Source organism: Comamonas suwonensis (assembly GCF_012844455.2).
Taxonomy (GTDB): domain Bacteria; phylum Pseudomonadota; class Gammaproteobacteria; order Burkholderiales; family Burkholderiaceae_C; genus Comamonas; species Comamonas suwonensis.
In genome coordinates, this window is the sequence record NZ_JABBCQ020000008.1 from 209,343 (window position 1) to 228,526 (window position 19,184).

Sequence of the window (19,184 nt, forward strand, 5' to 3'; positions counted from 1 at the left end):
GTCCATCAAGCGCTGGTAGCTATTAAAAGCATATTGAACAAGATGAAGGTCATAGGCTTTGCCGGTTATTCGGGCGCGGGCAAAACCACGCTGGTCGAGGCGTTGGTGGCGCTGATGAAGGCGCGCGGGCTCAAGGTCTCGGTCATCAAGCACGCCCATCACCACTTTGATGTGGACCGCGAAGGCAAAGACAGCTGGCGCCACCGCAAGGCTGGTGCCTATGAAGTGCTGCTGGCATCCGACCAGCGCATGGCGCTGATGCGTGAATATGCTCAGCCCACGCAGGTCAGCGTGCACGACATGCTTGCGCAGCTGGACCCGTCGGTGGACTGGGTGCTCATCGAAGGCTTTAAGCATGGCGATGTGCCCAAAATCGAAGTCTGGCGGCAGCAGCAAGACCGACTGAACAAGGGCAAGACCTTGGAGCCCTTGTTTCCGCATGACGCCATGGTGCTGGCCGTTGTCACAGACGATCCTGACCAGTTGCCCGCCGCGCCGGCCCAGCCCGTGCTGGATCTGAGCCAGCCGCAAACCGTTTTGCAATGGCTGCTGGCCCATGCTGACACTCTCGAATACAAGAACTAAGAAAGACACCGCAATGCAAGCCCCACGTACCCCACTCAAGCCTCTGGATGACGCCCTGCAAGAGCTGCTGGCCCATGCCCAGCCGCTGGCAGGCGCAGAGTCCGTTGACACGTTTGAGGCCGATGGCCGCGTGCTGCTGCAAGCCGCTGTTTCGCCGCTGCAGGTGCCGCCACAAGACAACTCCGCCATGGATGGCTATGCCGTGCATGCGGCGGAGTGCGCCAGTGGTGGCGCGGAGCTGCCCGTGTCGCAGCGCATTCCTGCCGGTACCGCACCCGATGCGTTAATCGCTGGCTCGGTGGCCCGCATCTTTACGGGCGCGCCCGTGCCTGCGGGGGCCGATGCCATCGTCATGCAGGAAGACTGCGAACTGCTGGAAGACGGCCGCGTGCGTATCAAGACCCAGCCCAAGGTGGGTCAGTGGATTCGCCGCTCGGGCGAGGACATCCGCCAGGGTGCTACGGTGATTGAGGCCGGTGTGCGCCTCACACCTGCGCATCTGGGGCTGGCGGCCAGCATGGGCTTTGCCAGTTTGCCCGTGGCCCGCAAGCCGCGCGTGGCCATGTTTTCTACCGGGGATGAGCTGGTCATGCCTGGCACGGTGGCGCCGCAGGACATGAAGCCCGGCAGCATTTACAACAGCAACCGCTTTTTCTTGCGCGCTCTGCTGCTGCGCATGGGTTGCGAGGTGACCGATCTGGGCATTGTTCCCGATGACCGCGAGGCCACAGTGGCTGCGCTGGCCAAGGCCGCCGTGGACCATGATGTGATCGTCACCAGCGGTGGTGTCTCCGTAGGCGAAGAAGACCATATCAAGCCTGCTGTGCAGCAGCTGGGTCAGTTGGACCTCTGGCAGATCAGCATCAAGCCCGGCAAGCCTTTTGCCTATGGGCGCGTGAATCGTCAGGGCGCCGGTTTTGCGCATTTCATCGGCCTGCCAGGCAACCCCGTCTCCAGCTTTGTGACTTTTCAGGTGCTGGTGCGTCCCTTCCTGCTGCGCCTGCAAGGCGTGCAGAACGTGCTGCCGCGTGCAATTGATGCGCGTGCCGACTTTGTCTGGCCCAAGGGTGACAAACGCCGTGAGTTTTTGCGGGTGCGCTACAACGAACGTGGCGGGCTGGAGCTGTTCAAAAATCAAAGCTCGGGCGTGCTGACATCGACAGCCTGGGGCGATGGTGTGGTGGACAATCCCCCCAGCACCACGATCGCCGAAGGCGATACCGTGCGCTTTATCCCGTTCGCAGAGCTGATGGCTTGAAGGAGTCCTGCATGAAGACCATCACCATTCGTTATTTCGCCTCTATCCGCGAGGTGTTGGGCACTGGCAGCGAAAGCCTGCAGACCGCCGCCGAAACCGTGGGCGCTCTGCGTGAAGAGTTGATGAGCCGCAGCGCTGCCGCGGCCAACGCCCTGGCCGCTGGCAAGGCCGTGCGCATGGCGCTGAATCAAGATATGTGCGCGCTGGATGCGGCCATTCAAAACGGTGATGAAGTGGCGTTCTTTCCGCCAGTGACCGGCGGTTAATAGCGGACGGATGCGGCCCTGAGGGCACCCTGAGTCTGCTGAAAAGGCCTGTGCAAGCACTTTGCACAGGCCTTTTTGCATGGAATGATTTCTAGGTGTTTACGCGAGAGGTGTGATTGCGTACTAGGGTTTTCCTTGAGGTGTTTTCCTGAGTCTGATGAGATTCATTTTGCAGAATCCGCGCTTTCTTGCAAAAAGTAGAAAGCACACACTCATGACAACTCACGTCAATATGGAGGAGACCCGCACTGCGCGCTTTGCTATGCGCTGCGCCAGCTGGGCGGAGAAGTGGTTTCCGGATTCCTGGGTTTTTGCCGTGGTCGGCATTTTTATCGTGGTGCTGGCGGCGTTCGCCATCGGTGCTCCAGTGCAGGAAACCAGCAAGGCCTTTGGTAAAGGCTTCTGGAGCCTGATTCCCTTCACCATGCAAATGGCCTTTGTGGTGATTGGCGGTTATGTGGTGGCCAGCTCCAAGCCTGCTTCCAGACTGATTCAGGCGCTGGCCCGCGTACCCAAGACCGGCCGCGGTGCCGTGGCCTGGGTGGCATTTGTGGCGCTGACCGCATCGCTGCTGAACTGGGGCCTGAGCCTGGTGTTCGGTGGCCTGCTGGTCAAGGCGCTGGCACGCCGTACAGACATCAAGATGGACTACCGCGCTGCGGGCGCAGCCGTTTATCTGGGCCTGGGTGCGGTGTGGGCGTTGGGTATTTCGTCATCGGCGGCGCAGTTGCAGGCCAACCCGGCCAGCCTGCCGCCCGGCATTCTGGCGATTACCGGCGTGATTCCGTTCACGCAGACCATCTTTCTGTGGCAGTCCGGCGTGATGCTGGCAGCGCTGATGATTGTGTCCATCGTGGTGGCCTATATGACAGCTCCCGGCGAAGGCACAGCGCGTGATGCGGCTGACTGCCAGGTCGATCTGGGTCAGGAAGTGGCGCATGAACTGCCCAAGCCAACGCGCCCCGGTGAATGGCTGGAGCACAGCCCCATCCTCATCATCATGCTGGTGGCGCTGACCGTGGGCTGGATGGTGGAGGAGTTCTCCAGCAAGCCCTTCATTCAGGCGATTTCGGGTCTGAATACCTATAACCTGATCTTCTTGATGGTGGGTGCGCTGCTGCACTGGCGCCCCCGCAGCTTTCTGGATGCCGTGGCGCGTGCGGTGCCCGCCACGACCGGCGTGCTGATCCAGTTCCCGCTGTATGGCGCGATTGCCGCCATCATGACGGAAGTCAAAGGCGCTGACGGCGCCAGCATTGCGCACTACATCTCCACCTTCTTCACCCACTTCGCCACGCATGACACCTATGCGCTGCTGATGGGGACCTACTCGGCCGTGCTGGGCTTCTTCCTGCCCTCGGGCGGTGGCAAATGGATTGTGGAGGCACCTTACGTCATGCAAGTGGCTAATGACCTGCAATACCACCTGGGCTGGGCCGTACAGATCTATAACGCCGCCGAAGCGCTGCCTAACCTGATCAACCCCTTCTACATGCTGCCGCTGCTGGGCGTGCTGGGTCTGAAGGCGCGCGATCTGATTGGCTTTAACTTTGTGCAATTGCTAGTTCACACCCCGCTGGTGTTGTTCCTGCTATGGTTCCTGGGTCAGACTCTGACCTATATCCCACCTGTAATGCCATGACCGACACTGCCGATTTGCCTTCTACCGAGATCAACCCCGACATCAGCTCGCGTACCCGCCGTGCGCTGGCCGATGCGCGAGAGCGCGGTGTCAAGCTGGGCACAGCGGGCGCAGCCAATATCCGCGCCACGGTAGAAAAGCGCAAATCGGCAGCTGATGCCTTTGCCAAGCAGCATGAAGCGCTGTTTGCCCAGCTGCAAGAAAAAGGCCTGACCCACCGCGCCATGGCTGCGGAACTCAATGCCCTGGGCATTACAGCCGCCAAGGGCGGCGAATGGACGCACGGCCAAGTGCAGCGCATCCTGAACCGCTATGCGGACTGGGTTAAGGTTGAATAAGTTCGCCTGAGCCTGTAATGCAAAAAGCCGTGCAGCATTGCTTGCACGGCTTTTATTTTGATAGCTGCTTGCGCTTTTATCTATTGGTCTAGAGCCTGTTTTTATTCTGAAATGGCGGCTGGCAGCTGCGGCGCACGCCACTCCAGCAGCTCGGCCATGCGCTGCACAATCCAGCTTGCCTCTGCGGGGCTGACCACAGATCCATCAGCCGCCAGGCCGGCATGCATGCCCAGCAGCACTTGCTCTTCAGACGAATTGCCCGAGTGGTAGAGCGTCTGCGCCTGTTCCGTCAGGTGGCATGCCAGGTCTTCGCACAGCTCATAGCGCTGCACCACCTCGCCAATCGAGGCGGACAGCTTGCCGCTGCGGGTGCGAAACAGGTCCGCAAAGCTGGGCGGCGGCTGAATCTGGCTGGTGTCGTCCATGTGAACCTGCCTCTTTAGCTGGGCTCAAACAGGCGTTCAAAGCGCGCCAGATCGTCCGCCAGCTCGCAGGTAATGAGCTGGCCCGATTTCTTGTCTGCCTTGCGGTGCGCGGCGAACAAGCTGGCCTTGCCCTTGAAGTTGTAGTCGGGCAGGTGAATCAGCTCATAGGCGTAGGGCACGAAGATCTGAAATTCAAAGATCATCCGGTGCTCGTTACGGGGCGACGGGTACAGCGTGTACTCAGGGAGATTGATGGTTTGCGCGGGCATAGCTCAATGCTAATGCGCTGCGCATGACCATGCTGGCCTGCGACAATGCAGGGATGACTGCTGCACGTGTATCCATCCAGACCCCAGACTTTGACCTGAGCGCCGAAATCGCCGCACTGCGCGCGGGCGATGCACGGGTAGGGGCCGTTTGCAGCTTCGTCGGCACGGTGCGTGACCGCAATGAGGGTGATGCTGTCTCCAGCATGGAGCTGGAGCATTACCCCGGCATGACCGAAAAAAGCATAGAAGCCATCATCGACAAGGCGGTCGAGCGCTTCGGCATCTTTGGCGCGCGTGTCATTCACCGCATCGGCCTGCTGCAGCCCATGGACCAGATCGTGCTGGTGGCGGTGACCAGCGCCCACCGTGGCAAGTCATTTGAGGCCTGCGAATACATCATGGACTACCTGAAGTCCGAAGCCCCCTTCTGGAAAAAAGAGCAAACCGAGCAGGGTGCCCGCTGGGTGGATGCGCGCGTCAGCGATGAGCAGGCGCTGCAGCGCTGGGCTTGCTGAGCGCGTGATCTTCTAGGGGCGGTTGGGTTCCAAGGAGCTAGCCTCAGATTCCTGCTTGCAGTCTCTGGCTTAGAGGCATGGGCTCCCATTGGTGATTTTGCATAAAAAATGCCTGAAGTGATTATCTATAAATCGTTTGTAGCTATGATTTTTGATGATTTTGTGTGAGCAGTCACCTGGTGAGCGGTGGCTTGATGGGGTTGTGCCGCTGTACTATGGATTGTGGGTTTTATCCTACGCGGTAGTTTGACGGCGCGCGCCATGCTTGGGTGTGGCCTGCGTGCAGATGCGCAGATTTGATCTATCGCAAACAAGGCAGCACTTGAAGCCGTTTGGCCGCTTTGTTATGGGCCGTGGTCTTGAAAATACCCGCACGGCTATCAGATAAATTGCAATGACATTGATATGGAGCGAGAGCGACACACCATGCGAATTGACAAACTGACGACCAAATTTCAAGAAGCCTTGGCCGATGCGCAGTCTCTGGCGCTCGGTGCTGACCAATCCACGATCGACCCCTTGCACCTTCTGGTTGCCATGCTGCGCCAGGACGACGGTCCGCGCGCTCTTTTGCAGCGTGCCGGCGGTAATGTGCAGCAACTCAAAAACCTGGCCGAGGAGGCCATGGCCGACCTGCCACGTGTGCAGCAGCAGGGCGATGTGCAGGTGGGCACGGAGCTGGCCCGATTGCTGCAGGCCGCTGAGAAGGAAGCGCTCAATCGCGGTGACCAGTTCATCGCCAGCGAGCTCTTTTTGCTGGCGCTGGCTGACAGTAAAGGCTCGGCCACACGTGCCGGGGCCTTGCTCAAACAAAGCGGTGTGAGCAAATCCAGCCTGGAAGCCGCCATTAACGCCGTACGAGGAGGGCAGAACGTGGACAGTGCAGAATCTGAAGGCCAGCGCGAAGCGTTGAAGAAGTACACCATGGACCTGACCGAGCGAGCTCGCAGCGGCAAGCTTGATCCCGTGATTGGCCGCGACGACGAAATCCGCCGCGCCATTCAGGTGCTGCAGCGCCGCAGCAAGAACAACCCCGTGCTGATTGGCGAGCCTGGCGTGGGTAAGACCGCGATTGTCGAAGGTCTGGCGCAGCGCATTGTGGCTGGAGAAGTTCCTGAGAGTCTGCAGAACAAGCGTGTGCTATCGCTCGATATGGCAGGCCTGCTGGCCGGTGCCAAGTACCGCGGTGACTTTGAGGAACGCCTGAAATCCGTGCTCAAGGAGCTGGCCCAGGAAGAAGGCCGCGTCATCCTGTTCATTGACGAAATTCATACCATGGTGGGTGCCGGCAAGGCTGATGGCGCCATGGACGCAGGCAATATGCTCAAGCCCGCGCTGGCGCGTGGCGAGCTGCACTGCGTGGGTGCCACTACGCTGGACGAATACCGCAAGTACATCGAAAAAGATGCTGCGCTGGAGCGCCGCTTCCAGAAGGTGATCGTGGGCGAGCCGTCGGTGGAAGACACCATCGCCATTCTGCGCGGCTTGCAGGTGAAGTATGAGGCGCACCACAACGTCGATATTACGGACCCCGCTATCGTTGCAGCAGCAGAGCTGAGCCACCGTTACATCACTGACCGCTTTCTGCCCGACAAGGCCATTGACCTGATCGACGAGGCGGCGGCCAAGATCAAGATCGAGATGGACTCAAAGCCTGAGGTGATGGACAAGCTTGAGCGTCGCATGATTCAGCTCAAGATCGAGCGCGAAGCCATGAAACGCGAAAAGGATGAAGCCTCGCAAAAGCGTCTGTCGCTGATCGAGGAAGAACTCGAAAGTCTGGAGCGCGAGTACGCCGATCTGGAAGAAATCTGGAAGGCAGAGAAAGCCAGTGCACAGGGCTCGGAGCAAATCCGCAAGGAGATTGACCAGTTGCGCATTCAGATCGAAGAATTCAAGCGCAAGGGTGACTTCAACAAGGTGGCCGAGCTGCAATACGGCAAGCTGCCTGCGCTCGAAAAGCAGTTGCACGAAGCCCAGGCCAAGGAGCAGGGCCGGGATGGTGCGCCTGCTCACAAGCTGTTGCGCACCCAGGTCGGTGCCGAGGAAATTGCCGAGGTGGTCAGCCGTGCCACGGGTATCCCCGTCGCCAAGATGATGCAGGGCGAAAAAGACAAGCTGCTGCAGATGGAAACCAAGCTGCACGAACGCGTCGTGGGCCAGGAAGAAGCGATTGCTGCAGTTTCCAACGCCATCCGCCGCTCGCGCTCGGGTCTGTCTGATCCGAATCGTCCTACAGGATCCTTCCTGTTCCTGGGCCCTACGGGCGTGGGTAAGACCGAGCTGTGCAAGGCGCTGGCAGGCTTCTTGTTCGACAGCGAAGATCACCTGGTACGGGTTGACATGAGTGAGTTCATGGAAAAGCACTCTGTGGCACGATTGATCGGTGCGCCTCCAGGCTATGTGGGCTATGAGGAGGGTGGTTACCTGACCGAAGCTGTACGCCGCAAGCCCTATAGCGTGCTGCTGCTGGACGAAGTAGAAAAGGCTCACCCTGATGTCTTCAATGTGCTGCTGCAGGTGCTGGACGATGGCCGCCTGACCGATGGTCAAGGCCGAACGGTGGACTTCAAGAACACTGTGATCGTGATGACGAGCAATATCGGCTCGCATTTGATCCAGGCCATGGTGGGTGAGGATGCGGATGATGTGAAGGAAGCGGTCTGGGGGGAACTTAAAAACCATTTCAGACCCGAATTCCTGAACCGCATTGATGAAACTGTGGTCTTCCATGCACTGGATGCCAAGAACATTGAGGCGATTGCCAAGATACAGCTGAAGTTGCTGGAAAGCCGTCTGCAAAAGATGGAGCTGAGCATTCAGGTGTCCGAGCAGGCTCTGGCCGAGCTGGCCAAGGTCGGTTTCGATCCTGTGTTCGGTGCCCGTCCGCTCAAGCGTGCGATTCAGCAGCGTATTGAAAACCCGCTGTCCAAGTTGTTACTCGAAGGGAAGTTCCCGCCTAAGAGTACGATTGCAGTGACAGTAGACCCGGTGACTGATCCCGGGGTATTCAGGTTTGAGTCCTCGGGCGTGTCCTGAGGGCCGAGCCCATAGAAAGGTATTGCTTTGAACGATTTCGCCACCACCGCAACCCGTTGGGCCGTCCGCATCGTGCTGATGCTGGTGGGTCTGGTGTTCTTCCTGTGCCTGATGGCCGTGGCCTGCCTGATTGCTTTGGCATGGGGGGGGCGCGCTCTGTGGGCCAGGCTCACGGGTCAGCCCATTGTGCCTATGAGCATGGGCGCCATGAGCCCGTTTGCTGGCTGGCAGACGGTGTACCGCTCGGGGTCCGAGTGGATGGCGCAATCGTCGAGCAATGCGCAGACTAAAGACGATGCGCGCGAAGGTCGCTCACGCCGCGGCGTTCTGCCTGGCGCGGGTGATGTAACCGATGTGCAGCCGCGCGAGGTGCATGAGTCGTAATGACAAGCCTGCTTGCAGCCTTCATACTTTGCTGTGAGTGAGGCGACAAAGGCCGTAGGCTGATGCCGAGGTCAAAACATAAGAGCCTGTGCAATGTTGCATCAGGCTCTTTTTTTACGCTGTGTTTACGTAGACCCGCGTTATCGTCGGGGCTGTAATTTTGAGATATTCAGACGGGCATGAACTACATGGACTTGCATCGCATTTTTGACTTGCAATACCAAGCCAGCCGCGCGCAGGTCGATGCACCTTTGTTGGTGCGGCGCGAGCGTTTGCTGCGCCTGCAGAAGATGCTGGATGAAAACGGCCCGGCGCTGTGCGCGGCCGTGGAGCAGGATTTTGGCGTGCGTTCTGAGCGCTGGACCGAAATGCTGGATTTGATGCTGGTGCGCAATATGCTCAAGCACACGCTCAAGCATCTGCCGAAATGGAGCAAACGCCAGCGCGTGCGCACGCCGCTGATGCTGCAGCCCGGCAAGGCCTGGATAGAGCGCCAGCCACTGGGTGTGGTGGGCATCATCTCGCCGTGGAACTACCCGGTGCAGCTGTCTCTGGCTCCAGTCATCACCGCACTGGCGGCGGGCAACCGTGTCATGCTCAAGCCCAGTGAGCTGACACCGAATACCTCCGCCAAGATGGCTGAACTGGTCGCTCAATTCTTTGCACCTGAGGAGTTCAGTGTGATCGAGGGCGATGTGGGGGTGGCTACGCAGTTCTCGGGTCTTCAGTTCGATCACTTGCTGTTTACCGGCTCCACCGCGGTGGGGCGGCGCGTGGCGCAGGCGGCTGCTGTGCACCTGACGCCCACGACGCTGGAGCTGGGCGGAAAGTCCCCTTGCATCGTTGCGCAGGACTGCGATTTGCAGGCCGTGGCGCTCAAGGTGGCCTACGGCAAGCTGGTCAATGCCGGGCAGACCTGTATCGCCCCCGACTATGTGCTGCTGCCACGTGGGCAGGAGCCGGCTTTTGCCGAGGCCTACAAGGCTGCGGTGCAGCAGCTGTATCCGCGGATCTCAGGCAATCCCGATTACACAGCCATCATCAGCAAGCGCCATCTGGCACGGCTCAAGCAGATGCTGCGCCAGGCCCAGAGCCTTGGCGCGCAGGTGCACTGGATGCATGAGGCTGCAGCGCCCGCCGTAGATGGTGATACCACGCTGTGGGGGGAGGCGGTTGAGCGCCAGCTCGCACCCGCGCTGGTGTTTGGTGTCACGGGCGAAATGCAGCTGATGCAGGAAGAGATCTTTGGCCCCATCCTGCCGGTGATCTCGTACGAGCGCATTGAGGACGTGATCAATGCCATCAACGCCAGCCCGCGCCCGCTGGCGCTGTATTGGTTTGGTAACGATGAGGCGGAACGCGATGCGGTGCTGCTGCGCACGGTCAGCGGCGGTGTCTGTGTGAACGACACTTTGCTGCATGTAGCGCATGACAATCTGCCGTTTGGCGGGGTAGGGGAGAGTGGCTGGGGTGCCTATCACTCGGAGCAAGGCTTTCTGCGCTTTGTGCACCAGAAGGCTGTTTTCGTGCAGTCGCGCTGGGCTGCCACGTCAATGCTTTACCCGCCGTTTGGTGAAAAGTTTGATCGCATGATGCGCTTCATGTGGCGCTGGCTCTGATGCCGTTTTGATGGCATTGCCGGATTTAGCACTATCAAGAGTGATCTGAGTCCTGACTATTTGTCATTGAATGTGACTCAAACCCTTGAGGAATGCGGGCTTTCTGCTCTACTTTGATGAGCGCATAGCACATAGATTGCTACAGGGCAAGGAAATGCGAACAGCCGCAGTCAACCGAATGGCTAACAACCATGCCGCGTGCCAAAACTCTAAATTTGTAGACAATTGCGCCCTTCTATTCTTACATGTTTCTGCCCCGGTTTTTCCATGTCCAGTATCCAGGTCCGTCCCGCTACTCTTCGCGATGCAAAAGCGATTGCCCAGATCCATACTGCTTCCGCACTGGAGGCTTATCGAGGTCTGGTTCCCGATGATCAACTGAAGGCTATGTCCTCGGTTGAAAAGCGCCAGGCTTACTGGCGCGAAGCTATTGAATTCTGTGAGCCGCAGGTCCAGGTTGCCATTGAAGGCGACAAGATCGTCGGCTTTGTCGGCTTTGACCGATCCCGTGATGAAAAGTCTCGCCAGACGACTGGTGAGATTTGGGCCATCTATGCATCTCCCACTCACTGGAGCCAAGGCGTTGGCGTGGCTCTGTGGGATGCTGCCCGTGATGGTTTGCTGGAAGAAGGCTGCACCAACGTGACAGCCTGGATTCCTCTGCGCAATGAACGAGCCCTGCGTTTCCACGAAATGGCCGGTTTCAAGCGTGAGATGTCCACTGCCAAGACGGCGGTGGTTGGCAGCATCAAGATTGAAGAAGTGCGCGTCAAGCGCCCTCTGAACGGCTAAATCAGCCCGTTAGCCCATTGAAAGACAGGCCGTGAAGACCATCAATAACAACAACGTCGCGGCCTCAGTCTCCGCCTATCAACCGCTAGAGTGGCAAGAGAAGGGCAAGCCCCGCTCCGCCTTGTGGCGCGCTGAAAGCAGCCTGCCGCAGCCCAAGCGCATTGAGCTGGCCGATGACACCATGCCCGCTGATACGGCGTTTCGCCATATCAGCGAAGGTGCCTCGCTGCTGTGGCGCGGTGACTTTCAGAACGCCCGCCAGCTCCTGGTGGCGCTGGGTCGCAGGCTGGAAAAAAAGGTGACACGCCGCAAGGCGGCGGTCGCTGCTGAAATCACATTTCCCCATGCTTTTCATCTGTATCGCCAGACTCAGGCTCAGCGCGCACGCGTGCTGGCCAGCATTCTGATCGAGCTGGATGACCAGTGGCACTGCGCACTGCGCCGTGCTCCTGACTGGAGCGTCGCCTGCACTGAAGCCTGGGGCACAGCTCCCAAGCAAGGCGCTGCGCAATCCGTGCTGGTGCCGTTGCGCGACTTGCTCGGCGTCGTTGGTGCCCATGAGTGGCGTAAAAAAGGCGTGGAGCTTGCTGCGCTGGACGGTGAACGCATTCATGCCCATTACGGCGTGTTCTCGCCCGTACGCGGCGAGTACCTTGAACTGGTGGCACGTGCGCCTATTCCCGCCGCTGGCATGCAGCAGGCCTGGGATATTGGCGTGGGCACTGGCGTACTCTCGGCCCAACTGATCAAGCGCGGCGTCAAATCCATTGTGGCGACCGACATGAGCGAGCGTGCTCTGGGCTGTGCTACCGAGAACCTGCAACGTCTTGGCCATGCAGCCAAGGTGAAGCTGCAGCGTGCTGACCTGTTCCCTGAAGGTCGTGCCGGCCTGATTGTCTGTAACCCACCATGGTTGCCGGGCAAGGCCGCATCGCTGCTCGATCAGGCCATCTATGACGAAGACAGCCGCATGCTGCGTGGCTTTGTTCAAGGCTTGGCTGCGCATCTGCAACCCGGTGGTGAAGGCTGGCTCATTCTGTCTGATCTGGCTGTGCATCTGAAGCTGCGCAAGCGCGAAGAACTGCTGGGCTGGATTGAGGCTGCAGGCCTCAAGGTACTGGGCCGTGAAGACATTCGCCCCAGCCACGGCAAGGTGCAAGACAGCGAAGATCCGCTGCATGCTGCACGTGCTGCGGAAGTCACCTCGCTTTGGCGTCTGGCCGCAATCTAAGCGTAATTAAGTGCTGCATTAAGCCAGAGAAGCTTCGGTCGCTGCGCTTTTTGGTACCTCGTTGACGGCCTCGCCACTCTCATCGTGGCAGGCCAGCAAAGCCGCCAGTCGCTCGCGCAGCGACTGGGCTCGCTCCTCCCCCGCGTACTCTTGCACGGCCTCCAGAAAGCTAAGGCTGGCGCTGCGCAAGCTGCTCAGGTCCCGTGCTTCACGCAGTTGCGTGCGCAGCGTCTGCGCAAGGGTTTCGTGACGGTTGGCAAACAATCGCTCGCACAGGTCAAACAAATACATACGTGTGCCCGCCATATTGATGGCTGGCGCTAAAGCGGGGCTGCTGCTTTTGCTCTCGCCGGTGGTGATCAACTCAAGATAGCCCTGTGCCACCAACTGCTGAGCCAGTGCGGCATGATCGCTGCCCAGCAAGGCTTGGAGTTCCTCCATGCTTTTGCCGCCGGCCATCAACAGCAGGGAGCGTGCACGCTGTGGCAGCTGGCGCGTCCCGGGCTGAAGTTCCTCTTGGGCCTTGGCGGTTTTTTGCAAAATCATGGTGGGTGCTGTCTGGTGCAATACAAATGGCGATGCGCTATTGCATGTGCTGACGATGACACTGGTGTGAATCTGCTTCAATGCGTAGTGAATCACTTGGATTACGCCTGTAACCCACAGAGGTTGCTTCTGAATTAATAGCTGTAAGCGCATGCTGCATAGGCGCTACAGGTCAATTTGATTTGAGTCTGAAATGAGACTGCTGCTTGCGCCCATGGAAGGGCTGCTGGATTTTGTACTGCGTGATGTGCTGACCCGGGTCGGGGGCGCGGACCGCTGCGTGTCCGAGTTCATTCGCATCACGGGCACGCTGCTGCCCGACAAGGTGTATCTGGGCATCATGCCCGAGTTGCGCAACGGCAGCAAAACGCTGGCCGGTGTGCCGGTGCGCGCCCAGTTGCTGGGTTCTGACCCGTCCAGCATGGCAGAGAACGCTGCAAACCTAGCGCGCCTGGGGCCTGAGGGGATTGATCTGAACTTTGGCTGCCCGGCCAAGGTCGTCAACCGCCATGGCGGTGGCGCATCGCTGCTGCAAGACCCGGCACAGATCGCTCGTGTGGTGGAGGCGGTGCGCAAGGCGGTTCCCGCACATCTGCCTGTGTCGGCCAAGATGCGTCTGGGCTTTAACGACCGGGCGCTGATGACCGAATGCGCGCAGGCCATGGAAAGCGGCGGTGCCTGCGAAATCGTGGTGCACGCGCGTACCAAGCTTGATGGGTATCGCCCGCCTGCCTTCTGGGAAGAAATTCCGCGCATCCGCGAAGCCGTGGGTGTGAATGTGGTGGCCAATGGCGAGATCTGGACGGTGGAAGAAGCCCTGCGCTGCCGCGAAGTTTCGGGTTGCGACGATCTGATGCTGGGGCGCGGCATTGTGGCCGACCCGGGGCTGGCTCTGGCCATCCGCAAGGCATTGGCTCAGGGCACTCACACCACCGAGGCTGGCATTGACTGGCCGGTGGTGGTGCCGCAGGTGCAGCGCTTTTGGCAGATGGTCTGCGAAGACCTGGAGCCGCGTCAGCGGGCTGGGCGACTCAAGCAATGGCTTAACCTGATGCGCAGGCGCTTTCCTGAAGCGGAAATCGCCTTTCAGGAAGTGCGCACGCAAACCGATCAAAGCACCATCAACGACTGGGTGCAGGCCTTGCCCCAGCGTGATTTGCAGCAGGAATGGCGCTGGCCGCAGGCTGCGGCTACAACAGACTGTCTGGAGCCAGAGGTCCAATCAGTTGCAGCATAAGACGCAGGCCGAGGCTGGCATCGGGCTCTGAATGCGCGTCGCTCAGGCCGCTGTCTTGCGGCGCACGCCAGATCAGCTTGCCGTTGGTGTCCATCTCAACGCGCCAGCTGTTCTCGGGCAGGCTTTCGTCAATGCTGTCGCTGGCCAGCTGGCTGAAGCGGCGGCTGGCGATGAGCACTGCAATCTCGGTGTTCTGGAGTTGGGAGCGCATATCCAGATTCATCGAGCCCACGGCAACCAGGTGCCCGTCGATCACCAGCAGCTTGGTGTGCAGCATGGCGCGAGAGGCACCCGTGCTCCCGCCCGACCCTGTGCCGCCAGCGCGCAGTGCCGAGCGCACATTGGCGGCTTCGCTGCGCATCTCGTAAAGAATCACTCCCATCTCCAGCAATTCCTTGCGGTGGCGGGCGTAACCGGCGTGAGCCAGCGGTGCATCATTGGATGCCAGTGAATTCGTCAGAATGCGAATGCGCACCCCCTGCTGGCGCGCGGTGCGAAACGCGCTCATGATTTCGTCCCCGGGGACAAAGTAGGGTGAAACGACCAGCAAGTCCTGCTTGGCCGAGCGAATCAGTGCCAGCAGGCCATCAACGACCGATTCCGCTTGAAGTGCGGGGGTTGCGGAGACGGGCGGAGCGCTGGGATCGTCTGCCTTGAGCAAGGCCTGGGCAAAGGTTTCGGCGCCGCTTGCTCTCTCATTGCCTTCGACGGGAATCTTGGTCGGGCTATCGGCCAGCACCAAGGCGCGGGCCCAGATCCAGGGAATCCGGCTCAGGTTCAGAGACTCTTCATCGAGGTCGATGGAAGGTCGTATGTGCTGGGTGGCTTCAGCCTCTGTGGTGGCATCTTCACGGTCAAACTGGTCCTTGAGTTGCAGCAACTCAGCCTCGCTGACCAGTGATTGAACCGGGTAGGCGCGCACATTGTTCCAGTAACGGTCAAAGCTGCGAGACAGGTCCTTGACCACGGGGCCGCCGGTCAGTACGTCCAAATCGACAAAGTTGCCGTCGTTGGAAGCGTCGAAGTAGGCATCGCCCAGATTGCGGCCACCAATTACCGCCAGGGCGTTGTCGGCCACAAACATTTTGTTGTGCATGCGCTGCTGCGCGCGCTGAAAGTCGGTCAGCAGCGTCCAGGCACGGCCGATGGTGGACGCTCGAGAGCCCGCCAGCGGGTTGAACATGCGCATATCCACGTTGGGCACAAAGGCCAAGCGCATCACCTGAGCATCCGGCCCGGTGCTGTGAAAGTCGTCCAGCAACACCCGAACCCGCACGCCGCGCTGTGCCGCATGGACGATGGCTCGCAGCAGACTTCCTGTGCTTTGATCGGCATGAATCGCGTAGTACTGCAGGTCCAGCGTTTTCTGCGCGTTCTCCACCAGCGCCATGCGGCTGCTGAAGGCTTGCTGCGGGCCAGAGATCAAGGCGAAGGCTGAAGCATCGTCCTTGGCGGTGGCTGGGCGATTCTGATTAATGAATGCGCCCAGATTGGTATTTTGAGGCTGGCTCAATGCAGTGCTGACGGGGCGCTCTACATCTTTAGGGAGCTGGGTGGCGCAGCCCGTCATAAGCAGTGCGGCTGCGGTGCATGCAGGTAGCACCAAGCGTCTCAATAGCAAAGGTATGGGGTGAAGGGAGGCGATCGCCAGCATTGTTATCTTGTAACCGATGATGGCTTTTTCCGCATGTCAGACACAGGCTCCGCTAGAACTGGTCGTGGCCTTGAACTCTGGCCACGATGCGCAGGTCTGGCCCCAGTCGTGCCACATCATGAAACTCCAGTTGCAGGCCTTCGCTCAATTCATTCAGGGGGCCGAAATTGGCAATGCCCATGGCGCCTGTGCCCAGCAGCTTGGGTGCCTGATAGAAGAGAAACTCATCCACCAGGCCTTCACGAATGAAGGAGCCATTGAGCTTGAAACCCGCCTCCACATGCAACTCATTGGTGCCGCGTTGGGCCAGATCGCGGAGCATGGCGGCCAGATCGACTTTGCCGTGGGCATTGGGCATATTAATAATCGTAGCGCCTAGTGCTTGCAGTTGCTCAATCTTGGCTTGTTTTGTACTGCAGGTGTAAATGAGACATCCGCTAGGCGCTTTTAAAACATGAGCATCCAGCGGAATGTCGAGCTTGCTGTCCACCACGGCAATACGTGGCTGGCGTGGCGTTGACACATCGCGTGCGTTCAGGCGCGGGTTGTCTGCCAGCACGGTGCCAATGCCCGTCAAGATCGTGCACGCGCGTGCGCGCCAGGCGTGGCCGTCCATACGGGCCTCTGACGAAGTAATCCATTGACTATTGCCGTTGTGCAAAGCGGTCACACCATCCAGCGAGCTGGCCGCCTTCATGCGCACCCAAGGCGTTCCACGAATCATGCGGCTGAAAAAACCGATATTGAGTTCCCGCGATTCGGTCGCACCAGGCCCTACTTCAACCTCAACCCCTGCTGCGCGCAGACGATCAAAGCCTCGCCCCGCCACCTGCGGGTTGGGGTCAGTCAGTGCACCAACGACCTTGCCAATGCCTGCCGCAATCAGCGCATCGCAGCAAGGTCCGGTACGGCCGTGGTGCGAGCAGGGCTCCAGCGTTACATAGGCCGTTGCACCCCGCACGTCATTGCCATGGGCCGTCGCATCGCGCAGTGCCATGACCTCGGCGTGTGGGCCGCCAGCCTGTTGGGTAAATCCCTGGCCGATGATCTGGCCCAAGCTATCAACGATCACGCAGCCAACACGGGGATTGGGAGAGGAAAGAAAAAGCGCTTGGGCAGCCTGCTCAAGCGCTTTGTTCATGCAAGTGGAAGAATCATTCATTTCTTTTGATGGTAGCGTCAATTTTTAAATTGACGCTCTGAAATGAAGCTTCAATTCATTGGTTCATTGACTCGTACTTAATTGGTAGCACTAGTGGTGCAGCTGGAGTCGGTCGAGGGTTTGCAGGCCCGTGTCCGGCCTGTGCGTGCCACGATAACCAAACGGCTTTGCTCTGGTGTTTCAGCAGTGCTGACATCGTTGCGCTTGATGGATAAAGCCAAATTGGTGAGTCCACTACCGCCGACAGTGCGGGCGTAGCCAGCGCTATCGAAGCTGATATAGGGGTTTGATGCTGCTGCATTATTGTTGCCGGTCATCGTGATGTAACTGACAAGAGCAGGCTGTGTTTGAATGAATAAATCCGTTCCTTCGTCGAAGGAATTGTTCGAATTCATGTCGACATAGACAAACCAGCCAGTAGACCAACTGCTTGAATCATTTGGAACAACAAATGCATTTCTACCGGATTTCATCGCTTCGCTGCGTGCCGAATTGATGGATCCTAGAATTTTGTTGGCCAAAGAAGTCAGCTCGGAATTTCGTTGAAAGCTAATAAAGCCAGGTGCTGCCAATGAAAGTAGTACACCTGCAATCGCAATGATCACCATCAGCTCAATCAAGGTGAACCCATGTAATTTGATTGTGCGATGAATGGTCATGGCCAGCACAAGCTCTTGTTAGTGGTCGTACCTGTACAGGTTTTCAAACCACTGCTAGTCATTTCAAGATTGGCTACTTTGGGGTCTGATTTCACAGGGGAAGCAACTATTTTCACGCAAGTCGCAATCGACAGAGTGCTTGAACCAGTCCCCGGGCATGTGGTGGCCGTTAGGAAATAGCTGGCACCAGCTAAATTCTCTCCAGCAAATGTTTTAAAAGGAACATTGCCGGCAGTAATTCCTCCGCAAGCCGTAGACGGAGAGGGTGCTGTGGCTGTTGCAGCCCCTGTGGTGGTATTTGTCGAGAAGCCGAGATAGCAGTTGCGCTGTGTCATATAGCGTTCTTGCTGCTGTAATAGCTCGGCAATAGCTGCTCGCGCCTGCGCTCGTTTGCCCTTTAATACTGACTCTGTATAGGATGGATAAGCAATAGCGGCCAGGATACCGATGACTGCAACCACAATCATCAGCTCAAGCAGAGTAAAGCCACGTTGAAATTCTTTCTTCATAATTATTGATTTTTCATGTCTTGATAGCTGTTGATCTGGCGCCAGCTCAAACGTCCGATATTTTGCGTAATGGTGGTCGATTGACCGCTCGCATTTGCTCCGGATTGTCCGATGCTCAGGCCGCGTTTAGTAATTACTCTGATTCTTCTTCCGGTACTGTCGCTTTTGCTCACCGTTGTTTCATTTTCATTGGTGAAGAATACAGAAGGACCAAGAATACCCACAGTGGATTGTTTGTATTGTGCTAAACCATTGCTGATATTTAAAAGGTAAGAGTTACCACTGCCTTGGTTATTGGTGCAGCTGCCTGCAGTCGCTCCAGATGAGCCAGGAATAACGGTATTGAAGGAGGCATTAAGTATTCCTAAGTCGGAAATGCTACTTACCAATTTTTCTCCATTGGATGGAAGATCGAAATACCATCCTGACCTCTTGGTTGTATCACTTGCAGAGGATGCTCTGCCCCATTTGAATGCTGGAACAGTGATTAATTTGGTTGTGGTATTGACACTGCCTGCGGCAAGTCGACCTCTGCCTGCAATGGCTCCATCAGATGCACTGGATGTGTCGAGTGCTGTGGAATTATTGTCGTAAATAACATAAAAACTATTGGTGGTTGTTGCTATGTTATCCGTAGACTCCAAGTATTTACCTGTTCCAAAAGCGATATAAAAAGTCTCAACACCGCCTACAAGTGGTCCGGTGAAGAGGGTAGGTGCTGCGGTAATTGATTGAACTTTGGGTGTAGTGCTGCCATCGCGAGCGATATACAAAGGAGCGGCTACAGCGGATGAGCCACTTCCTCTTTTAATGTATGAGAGGCCAGTCAAATTCCAAGAGCTAGTCGGTTTGTCGGAAAAACGCAATTTCCATAAGTTTCCATGTAGATCCCCTGTGTAGATGTCAGTGACTTCACCATTGGAACCATACAGAGGTGTGAAATTAGCGACTCCAGTGGGGGATGTTGCTTTTAATGTGGAATCGGCAGTCAGTGAGATTTTGAAGTAATTACTTCCTAGTGCCCATGATGTACCTGCAGACTTGTCTAGGGCTA

The 19,184-nt window shown here is 58.0% G+C and carries 20 protein-coding genes; 12 read left to right on the top strand and 8 right to left on the bottom strand.

Translation table 11 applies throughout. The annotated features are described in order from the left end of the window. Window positions 1-21: 21 nt before the first annotated feature. The 5 genes from mobB (at window position 22) to HF327_RS11285 (ending at window position 4,089) form a co-directional block, all read left to right on the top strand. On the top strand, window positions 22-585 hold the full coding sequence (gene mobB, locus HF327_RS11265) for a molybdopterin-guanine dinucleotide biosynthesis protein B (protein WP_328701785.1): 564 nt from the start codon (window positions 22-24) through the stop codon (window positions 583-585). A 13-nt stretch (window positions 586-598) separates the two neighbouring features. Beyond that, entirely contained in the window at window positions 599-1,843 is a 1,245-nt protein-coding gene (locus tag HF327_RS11270) for a molybdopterin molybdotransferase MoeA (RefSeq protein WP_169108309.1), read from the top strand. Between the two features lie 11 nt (window positions 1,844-1,854). Beyond that, entirely contained in the window at window positions 1,855-2,109 is a 255-nt protein-coding gene (gene moaD / locus HF327_RS11275; protein WP_169108310.1) for a molybdopterin converting factor subunit 1, read from the top strand. Window positions 2,110-2,323: 214 nt separating this feature from the next. After that, window positions 2,324-3,751: a short-chain fatty acid transporter gene (locus HF327_RS11280; protein WP_169108311.1), complete on the top strand. Its 1,428-nt coding sequence runs from the start codon at window positions 2,324-2,326 to the stop codon at window positions 3,749-3,751. Next, window positions 3,748-4,089 carry a recombinase family protein gene (locus HF327_RS11285; protein ID WP_169108312.1) on the top strand — a complete coding sequence of 114 codons (342 nt, stop codon included), beginning with the start codon at window positions 3,748-3,750 and terminating at the stop codon, window positions 4,087-4,089. The genes HF327_RS11280 and HF327_RS11285 overlap by 4 nt, the downstream gene beginning before the upstream one ends. 101 nt (window positions 4,090-4,190) lie before the next feature. Here HF327_RS11285 and HF327_RS11290 read toward each other — a convergent pair whose 3' ends face one another. Together HF327_RS11290 and HF327_RS11295 are read right to left on the bottom strand one after the other, a co-directional pair. Further along, window positions 4,191-4,514 (bottom strand): hypothetical protein, encoded by a 324-nt coding sequence (locus tag HF327_RS11290; protein ID WP_169108313.1) that lies wholly within the window; start codon window positions 4,512-4,514, stop codon window positions 4,191-4,193. Between the two features lie 14 nt (window positions 4,515-4,528). Then, window positions 4,529-4,783, bottom strand: a complete 255-nt coding sequence (locus HF327_RS11295) for a hypothetical protein (protein WP_169108314.1) — start codon at window positions 4,781-4,783, stop codon at window positions 4,529-4,531. 53 nt (window positions 4,784-4,836) lie between these two features. Here HF327_RS11295 and HF327_RS11300 point away from each other — a divergent pair, with 53 nt between their 5' ends. From HF327_RS11300 to HF327_RS11325, 6 genes are all read left to right on the top strand, one after another. Beyond that, entirely contained in the window at window positions 4,837-5,298 is a 462-nt protein-coding gene (locus HF327_RS11300; protein WP_169108336.1) for a molybdenum cofactor biosynthesis protein MoaE, read from the top strand. A 426-nt stretch (window positions 5,299-5,724) separates the two neighbouring features. Beyond that, a complete protein-coding gene (gene clpB / locus HF327_RS11305) occupies window positions 5,725-8,337 on the top strand; it encodes an ATP-dependent chaperone ClpB (protein WP_169108315.1) in 2,613 nt (870 codons plus the stop codon). 27 nt (window positions 8,338-8,364) lie between these two features. Further along, window positions 8,365-8,721, top strand: a complete 357-nt coding sequence (locus HF327_RS11310) for a hypothetical protein (RefSeq protein ID WP_169108316.1) — start codon at window positions 8,365-8,367, stop codon at window positions 8,719-8,721. 179 nt (window positions 8,722-8,900) lie between these two features. Then, on the top strand, window positions 8,901-10,340 hold the full coding sequence (locus tag HF327_RS11315; RefSeq protein WP_169108317.1) for a coniferyl aldehyde dehydrogenase: 1,440 nt from the start codon (window positions 8,901-8,903) through the stop codon (window positions 10,338-10,340). 267 nt (window positions 10,341-10,607) lie between these two features. After that, window positions 10,608-11,132 carry a GNAT family N-acetyltransferase gene (locus HF327_RS11320; RefSeq protein ID WP_099738175.1) on the top strand — a complete coding sequence of 175 codons (525 nt, stop codon included), beginning with the start codon at window positions 10,608-10,610 and terminating at the stop codon, window positions 11,130-11,132. Between the two features lie 31 nt (window positions 11,133-11,163). Continuing rightward, window positions 11,164-12,363 carry a methyltransferase gene (locus HF327_RS11325; protein WP_407927037.1) on the top strand — a complete coding sequence of 400 codons (1,200 nt, stop codon included), beginning with the start codon at window positions 11,164-11,166 and terminating at the stop codon, window positions 12,361-12,363. A gap of 18 nt (window positions 12,364-12,381) precedes the next feature. Here HF327_RS11325 and HF327_RS11330 read toward each other — a convergent pair whose 3' ends face one another. Then, window positions 12,382-12,909: a hypothetical protein gene (locus tag HF327_RS11330; protein WP_236024144.1), complete on the bottom strand. Its 528-nt coding sequence runs from the start codon at window positions 12,907-12,909 to the stop codon at window positions 12,382-12,384. 193 nt (window positions 12,910-13,102) lie between these two features. Here HF327_RS11330 and HF327_RS11335 point away from each other — a divergent pair, with 193 nt between their 5' ends. Further along, entirely contained in the window at window positions 13,103-14,146 is a 1,044-nt protein-coding gene (locus HF327_RS11335) for a tRNA dihydrouridine synthase (protein ID WP_169108318.1), read from the top strand. Here the strand turns inward: HF327_RS11335 and HF327_RS11340 are convergent. The 5 genes from HF327_RS11340 to HF327_RS11360 form a co-directional block, all read right to left on the bottom strand. Next, window positions 14,100-15,800, bottom strand: a complete 1,701-nt coding sequence (locus HF327_RS11340) for a phospholipase D-like domain-containing protein (protein ID WP_169108319.1) — start codon at window positions 15,798-15,800, stop codon at window positions 14,100-14,102. The genes HF327_RS11335 and HF327_RS11340 overlap by 47 nt on opposite strands. Before the next feature lie 52 nt (window positions 15,801-15,852). Then, on the bottom strand, window positions 15,853-16,941 hold the full coding sequence (gene ribD / locus HF327_RS11345) for a bifunctional diaminohydroxyphosphoribosylaminopyrimidine deaminase/5-amino-6-(5-phosphoribosylamino)uracil reductase RibD (protein ID WP_236024146.1): 1,089 nt from the start codon (window positions 16,939-16,941) through the stop codon (window positions 15,853-15,855). Window positions 16,942-17,039: 98 nt separating this feature from the next. Next, window positions 17,040-17,621, bottom strand: a complete 582-nt coding sequence (locus tag HF327_RS11350; protein WP_169108321.1) for a GspH/FimT family pseudopilin — start codon at window positions 17,619-17,621, stop codon at window positions 17,040-17,042. Next, complete coding sequence (locus HF327_RS11355) at window positions 17,618-18,130, bottom strand: type IV pilin protein (protein WP_169108322.1); 513 nt, start codon at window positions 18,128-18,130, stop codon at window positions 17,618-17,620. The genes HF327_RS11350 and HF327_RS11355 overlap by 4 nt, the downstream gene beginning before the upstream one ends. Window positions 18,131-18,132: 2 nt before the next feature. Next, window positions 18,133-19,184 (bottom strand): PilC/PilY family type IV pilus protein (locus tag HF327_RS11360; protein ID WP_268904687.1); only part of this gene is annotated, 1,052 nt, incomplete at its 5' end.